Annotated in this window: 5 protein-coding genes; all 5 read right to left on the reverse strand. The window is 42.6% G+C overall.

What is annotated here, in order from left to right; all coding sequences use genetic code 11:
- Nucleotides 1-245 precede the first annotated feature (245 nt).
- Nucleotides 246-2,108 (reverse strand): ATP-binding protein, encoded by a 1,863-nt coding sequence (locus QUA71_RS28645; RefSeq protein WP_333290331.1) that lies wholly within the window; start codon nt 2,106-2,108, stop codon nt 246-248.
- A gap of 187 nt (nt 2,109-2,295) precedes the next feature.
- Nucleotides 2,296-2,463, reverse strand: a complete 168-nt coding sequence (locus tag QUA71_RS29410; protein ID WP_445243837.1) for a DUF6753 family protein — start codon at nt 2,461-2,463, stop codon at nt 2,296-2,298.
- Entirely contained in the window at nt 2,411-2,695 is a 285-nt protein-coding gene (locus tag QUA71_RS28650) for a hypothetical protein (RefSeq protein ID WP_333290334.1), read from the reverse strand. Before QUA71_RS28650 ends, QUA71_RS29410 begins: the two co-directional genes overlap by 53 nt.
- Nucleotides 2,696-2,761: 66 nt before the next feature.
- The gene (locus tag QUA71_RS28655) at nt 2,762-3,985 is read right to left on the reverse strand and encodes a GTPase (protein WP_333290335.1); all 1,224 of its coding nucleotides are present in this window, start codon (nt 3,983-3,985) and stop codon (nt 2,762-2,764) included.
- Nucleotides 3,986-4,058: 73 nt separating this feature from the next.
- Complete coding sequence (locus QUA71_RS28660) at nt 4,059-6,317, reverse strand: hypothetical protein (RefSeq protein ID WP_333290337.1); 2,259 nt, start codon at nt 6,315-6,317, stop codon at nt 4,059-4,061.
- Between the last annotated feature and the right edge of the window lie 73 nt (nt 6,318-6,390).

The raw sequence follows: 6,390 nt of genomic DNA on the forward strand, positions 1-6,390 counted from the left end.
GCTGCCTATCTTTTTTTACCATAACTCGACTGAATCTTTACCATGTCTAGGTTTGGGGCGGGTTGTCACCCCTTCAGGTGCCAAGGTTAATAATAAATTAAAGCTCTTTTCCCGCAACAATGGAAAAGGGCTTTAGTTGTTTGGGGAGTTAGGCGAAAAGAGAAAGTGAATATTACAACTAAAACCTAATAGCAGATAACCTCAAAAGCCTAACAGCAAACCTTTGGGCGGTGGGGCGCATTTTGTTAGACCGGATCGCGGATTTGCTGCTGGACAAGGATTTGAATGACAAACTCGGTTCCCTCACCAGGTATTGAGAAGCAATCTAACTTACCGCCATGTTTCTCAGTGACAATCTGATAGCTAATCGGCAGCCCCATGCCCGTTCCCTTACCGACAGACTTTGTGGTGAAGAATGGATCGAAGAGGCGTTTCTGAACAGACTCAGGCATTCCCATTCCGTTATCAGAAATTGCAATTTTTACCCACTTTGAATCAATCATGGCAGTCCGAATGGTAATCAGGTTGGGATTTTCCTGGATCTCCTGATAGGTTCGTTTGACGTTGGCTTCTTCCAGCGCATCAATGGCATTTGCCAGGATGTTCATAAACGCCTGATTGATTTGACCGGGATAGCATTCTATTAGCGGTAGATTACCATACTCACGAATTACTTGAATCGCTGGACGCCCTGGTTTATCTTTCAAGCGATGCTGCAAAATCAACAACGTGCTATCAATGCCCTCATGAATATCAACGGCTTTGAAGTCAGCTTCATCCATTCGTGAAAAGTTGCGGAGTGACAAAACAATCTGGCGAATGCGATCGGTGCCGAGTTTCATGGAGTCGAGGACTTTAGGTAGATCGGCTTGGATAAACTCCATATCAATATCTTCCGCCTCAGCTTGGATTTCCGGTGCTGGGTCGGGATAGTAATTCTCGTAGAGTTGCACCAAACCTAATAAATTGTGGGCGTATTCCTGCACATGAGTCAAGTTGCCGTGAATGAAGTTGACTGGATTGTTGATTTCGTGTGCCACCCCTGCCACCATTTGCCCCAAAGCAGACATCTTTTCGCTATGCACCATTTGAACCTGAGTGCGTTGCAGTTCCTCTAAGAGTTGTTGCAACTGGGTATTTTTGTCGCTGATCTCTTGGGTTCTTACCTCCACTTGAGATTCAAGCGTTTGGCTGTAGTTTTCCAGTTGTTCGTTGGCTGTTTTCTGTTGCTGTAACAGTTGTTGAACAGCGCGAATTAATTGGTTAAAAGCATTAGCAAGGGTTCCAATTTCATCATCTTGCTCAACAGTCGCTTGTAACTCAAAATTAGATTCTTCAGTAGTTCGTCGGGCAACTCTAGTCAAAGCTTGAATGGGTTGGGCAATTGCTCGGCTGGTCAAAATTGCCAAAAGAATGGCGATCGCAACAGACAATCCGATACTTGCAACTACCACTTTCTCAGCAACTTCACTAGCCTGTTGATATGACCTGGTTGCTACCTCAAGTTCTTGGTAAGCTTGGTCAATTAAACCCACCAAATCATCGGAGATGCCATCGAATTCAAGCGCCAAATCGCTGTTGGTAAATTCCAAAATCAGCGCTTGGGCTTGCTCAACATCAGTGGGTGATGCGAGATTCAGGTTGCGAATTTGTTCAACTCGGTGTTCTAATTCCTGTGAGTAGCGTTGTGGTACGCCGTCATAGGTTTGCAAGAAGGCTGGAATTCTTGGTTGATCTATGTCATATTTTAGGGTCGAAGGCTTTGCCACAAATGTCTTAAGTTCAGCCCAAATTTCTTGGATTTCAGCTTTATGCTTCAGCAAGTGAGCATATTCATCTTGAAATTTTTCTGGGTATTGCGCTAGAGGGATGAGTTGTTGTTGGTGGGTTCGGGTTTGGAGAACACGAGATTGTAGGCGATGCAGAAGTTCCACTTCGTTGCGTACGTGTTCTTCTTGCTCTTCAGCCTGTTTTTGATAGTAACGCCCAACTCCAAAACCAGCAATTGTTCCACACACGGCAATGCTGAGAGCAAGGGCGTATCCTAAACCGATCTTTTGCCCAACCCTGAGACTGGATAACCGTTGTCCTAAACTCTGCTGCCCCATATAACCTTCTCTAGCGGTACAGGAGATTTGCTTGACCCAGTGCCCCTATTTGCTCATTTTAAGCCTTTGAGTTTGAAAACGGAAAACTCCTATGTTTAGAATAGGTTTTCCCTTACAGCGTTTACGTCTTGAATTTACGCTTTTCTAAAGGCTCTACCTAAATCGTGCAGAACCCCGCAGTAGATCGTCACCCCGCCCGTTCCACAGTTACCCGCAAACGCCGAACATCTTTTTTGTATTCTAAATTAGCACAACTATCCGAATTCCAGCAGAGCAAATTTCGTCCAAACTTCCCGTCCCCGCTACTTACCCACCGTAAAGTCTCCGCCTGCTGTTGAGTTAGATGAACTGCTATAGCTTTTAGTGTAGCTTAAATTCGCTATCGGGCCATTAGTCATTACTTGTAAGCGATCGACTTCCTCGAACCTTTTTGCCCAAGCTTTGGCAATATCGTCTGGGAGTTTGGGTTCAGCTATTCTATTTTGGTGCTTGTGCATCACAAAGTCGATGAAGTCGTTGACTTCTGGCAAGAATGATTCGGGAAGTGGCTGCAATTTGGCGAGCGTAATATCACGAATACTCATCATAATTGCCCATTGCAGTCGTTTTTATTTTAATACAATCATAACAAGCGATCGCCCTTATTTTAGCATTCAAGAGTCGGCTTTACCGTTGTTGAGAAAATAAGCGATTGCTGCATCCCCCAAACCCTTTGTTGCAATTGTACTAGCTCCCGCAGACAGCACGCTACCCCAACCAGGTATGAACTTCAAAGCGATGTCAGCGATGCCCACCATTCCAGCATTTGCACCCGCAGCTACTCCCAAAGTTACCGCAAAATCTTTGACTGTTTGGTCCGAAAACTCCCGACCACTGAGCCAACCAATATACATCACCATAAAAGTTTGAATAGCTGCAACCGCTGTTATTGCTGCACCAGGTATCGGGTTTGCGGAGACAACGCCACTCACGCCAGAACAGGCTGCAACAACAGTGTTAGCAGCAGTGAGTTGAATCTCTGCAAGGTGTGCCATTCGTGCCAAAGAGCCGCGTGTTTCTCTTGGCGTATATTTGATCATTGTTTCAACTAATTCAGTGATATTCCATCGGCCGTCATCGTCAGGAAGTATCAAACCATTTATGCCATCTTCATACTCAGCGTATGCAGCGGTTGGAACAACTTTCTTTATATGAGATCGCAACTTCTCTCGCTGTTGTAAATAACCATAGAAGTTTTGAACTTCTGCATCAATATTGCGATTTTTTCTCTCGTTTTTTGTGGGCAAATTAACCTTTGGCGGAGATAATTCATCACACTTGGTTAAAACTCCAATCACGGGCAAATCCCGTCTATACTTCTTCTGAATCTCCGTGAGAATCAATGTACACATATCAATATCTTGTTGACTACCGCTATGAACTTCTGTCGCCTTGCATATAAAAAGAACAACATCTGGACACTCTTTGTTTACAGCTTGCATGATACTGTCAAATGGATCTTTTGCTGAATCGGATTTTCTCGGAGCTTCTGCTTCATGTAAACCACGTGTGTCCAGAATATGTAGTAAATCAACGCCGTTGTGATGATAATCTTTCCATTCAGCCTCGCCTGTCTCTGGCTTTGTATCACTCACTTCTGCAACTTTCAACCCGCATATTGCATTAATTAAGGATGATTTACCAGATCTAGATCGACCTATTACCATGATCCTTGGCGCTCGTAGTCCTTGCATAGCAGAACGTAAATCGTTCAGTTTCTCTTGAATGCCGCCTTTAAGGGGAACAAAGTTTGGGAGATTATCAACAATTTTTAGGATTTCTGTTATTAAAGCTTCATTGCGGTTAATAGCCTTATTCGTCTCGTCAGAAACAGTCATATTCAAACTCCGTGTTTAGATAGTAATGAGGTGTGAAGCCTTGATATCCAGAATCGCGGGCAAAAGTTGCTGCCTAAACAGTGCTATATTTTTGACCAATTTGTCGAAGCAATTTAGTGAAATTGTCCTTGTCCGATTCATTTTGAAACGTATCTACTACCTTTTTTAACCTTGACAAGTCATTGGTATAGTTCTTGTCAGATAGCTGTGACACCAATTGCGATGAGAAAAATTGTACTAAACCAGGTTCATTAGATAAGACATCTACAACATCTTTCAACTTAGACAAGTTCTGACTGTACTTCTCGTCAGATAAAATAGCTACAGCATTTTTTAATTGTGGCAACTTGTTTTTATACTTCTCATTAGAAACCAGATCCGATAAGTTTTTGTCACTCCCCACTATAGCTACTAACTCTTGCAACTTAGATAAATTGGTAGAGTATTTCTCGTCTGACAAAATATCTACTACTTTTTTCAACTTAGACAATTCCTGTTTCTGCTTGGCGTCAGAGAGCAGTGAAGTTAATTTGCTTCCCTTATTTACAAATGTTGCTAAGTTTTCATAGTTAATTGAATCAGCTTCTGAAACTAGAAATACTTTCCAAGCCATTTTTTCGTTGGTAAATACAACCCCCTCTTTGGCATCATTAAAAACACTATTGTTTATCAACGCAATTACTTTTTTTTCAGAGTCAATAGATAGCCATGAAGACAGGGCGTTTGACAGTTTATCTAAGGGGATATTAGGAGCAGAAAATCCCTCTTTAATGCCAGATTTGGGAATTACATTCTTTTGAAAAATTTCTCCCCAATAACCGGGAATTATATCTTCAGTATAGGTGTAGGTTCGAGTTTCTAACTGGTGCAGCACGGATGAATCGCGAGTCTTTTCAGATGAATCGTGAGTCTTTTCAGATTTGAGCAATAACCAAATCATATATGCAGTACCCCATGCAACAAGAGCAGAACCGCCCGTGATTAAACTGAGTCCACCAAGAGCCGAAATAGTTGCAGTAAGAGCAGCAGCACCAGACAATGTACCGGCTACTTCCAAAGCAGTCGCAGCAGTCCAAGCAGCTAAAACAGTTGCAGTACCGGCGATTGTTCCTGTACCAATTGCAATTCCCAGATTTTTTTGGTCTGCGCTATCCATTTCTGAAACTAACGCAATAGAAAGTATTCCTGCTGCTCCTATTAGCGCGGAGCCTCCTGTTACGAAGGCTAAACCACCCAGCATTCCTAAACCACCAGCCGCGACAGAACCACCACCTAGAAAAGCTAAAGTCGCGTTGGTTGCAGCCCCTCCTGATAAACTACTAATAGTGACACCTGTTGCTGTTTTTACTCCGATCATACTCAGTATTTTCTGAGCTACTGGAACAATTGCTTCTCCTCTTTTTTTAGCATCGTTCATCAGTTTTTGGAATTCTTGAGCAGTTGGGACAAAAGCATCGGCTTTTTCACCAGAAGCAACTTGATTATCTAAATTGTGTTTGCTTGCCATTGAGTAAACAACTTTAGCATTTTCGGGAATTTCAGCATTACTGATGAATGAGTCTAGGGATTTTAAAGCTGCGGCATCTTCTACTCTTTTCCCAGCACGTACCTGCTGATAAGTTGACAGGTACTTTTCCTGTTGAGCGGGAGTTAATTTTTGGTTGTCCTTGATCAGTTTTACAACAATAAAGTTCACTGTTAAGGCTGCTATCTTGGTACTGGCTGAAAGGTAGTATTGTTTGATTTCTAAAGGCAGTGCCGACGCGGCAACAATTGAGTCAATCTCTGTGAGAGCCTTAAAGTCAGGAACCGGTTCGCTGGCACGGACGGAGGCAAAAGTTCCTCTAATTAGTTTCTTTTCTGCCTCAGTTAGTTTAGATTGACTTAATGCCATTTCAATGGCTTGCTCAGTTCCGAGTAAGCGCGAATTGTTACTTGCGATTTGGTAACGCTCTTTAATTGTGCTGTCTAGCTTTGAGGACGATATCACATAATCAAGAAAATCCAAGGCACTCACATCGTTAATATACTCCCCATCCTCGATTTGCTCATAAACAAATTTGCATTTAGCTTTGCTTGCTTCTTTGATAAATTGCGTATTTTTGTCAATTTCTTGGTAAATTTCCTCTTTTATTCCGAGTTGTCTATCGTATAAGGTATGCAAAACTACAGTAATATCTTTACCTTCTTGACCGCGCCCTTTGATGGTAATCTCTTGGCTATCTTGGGTTTTGGAGGGAATGGCTACCTGACAAGGTTCTCCCGATCGCAAAGTAAATGTTTCTTTTCCTCCGTTGCGGGCTGTGGTATAAGGAACAAAAATATGATACAATACGGTTCAGTTAAGGCTCAAATAGTGGTAAATTAGGTATGGTGTCCAAAAATGGAGAGCAAGTAAGGTGCAT

It is taken from the genome of Microcoleus sp. MON1_C5 (assembly GCF_036701875.1).
GTDB lineage: Bacteria > Cyanobacteriota > Cyanobacteriia > Cyanobacteriales > Microcoleaceae > Microcoleus.

What these genes read in the sequence shown, in the direction of transcription:
- QUA71_RS28645 (WP_333290331.1), bottom strand. Translation starts at nt 2,108, where the DNA reads ATGGGGCAGCAGAGTTTAGGACAACGGTTATCCAGTCTCAGGGTTGGG.
- QUA71_RS28650 (WP_333290334.1), bottom strand. Translation starts at nt 2,695, where the DNA reads ATGATGAGTATTCGTGATATTACGCTCGCCAAATTGCAGCCACTTCCC.
- QUA71_RS28655 (WP_333290335.1), bottom strand. Translation starts at nt 3,985, where the DNA reads ATGACTGTTTCTGACGAGACGAATAAGGCTATTAACCGCAATGAAGCT.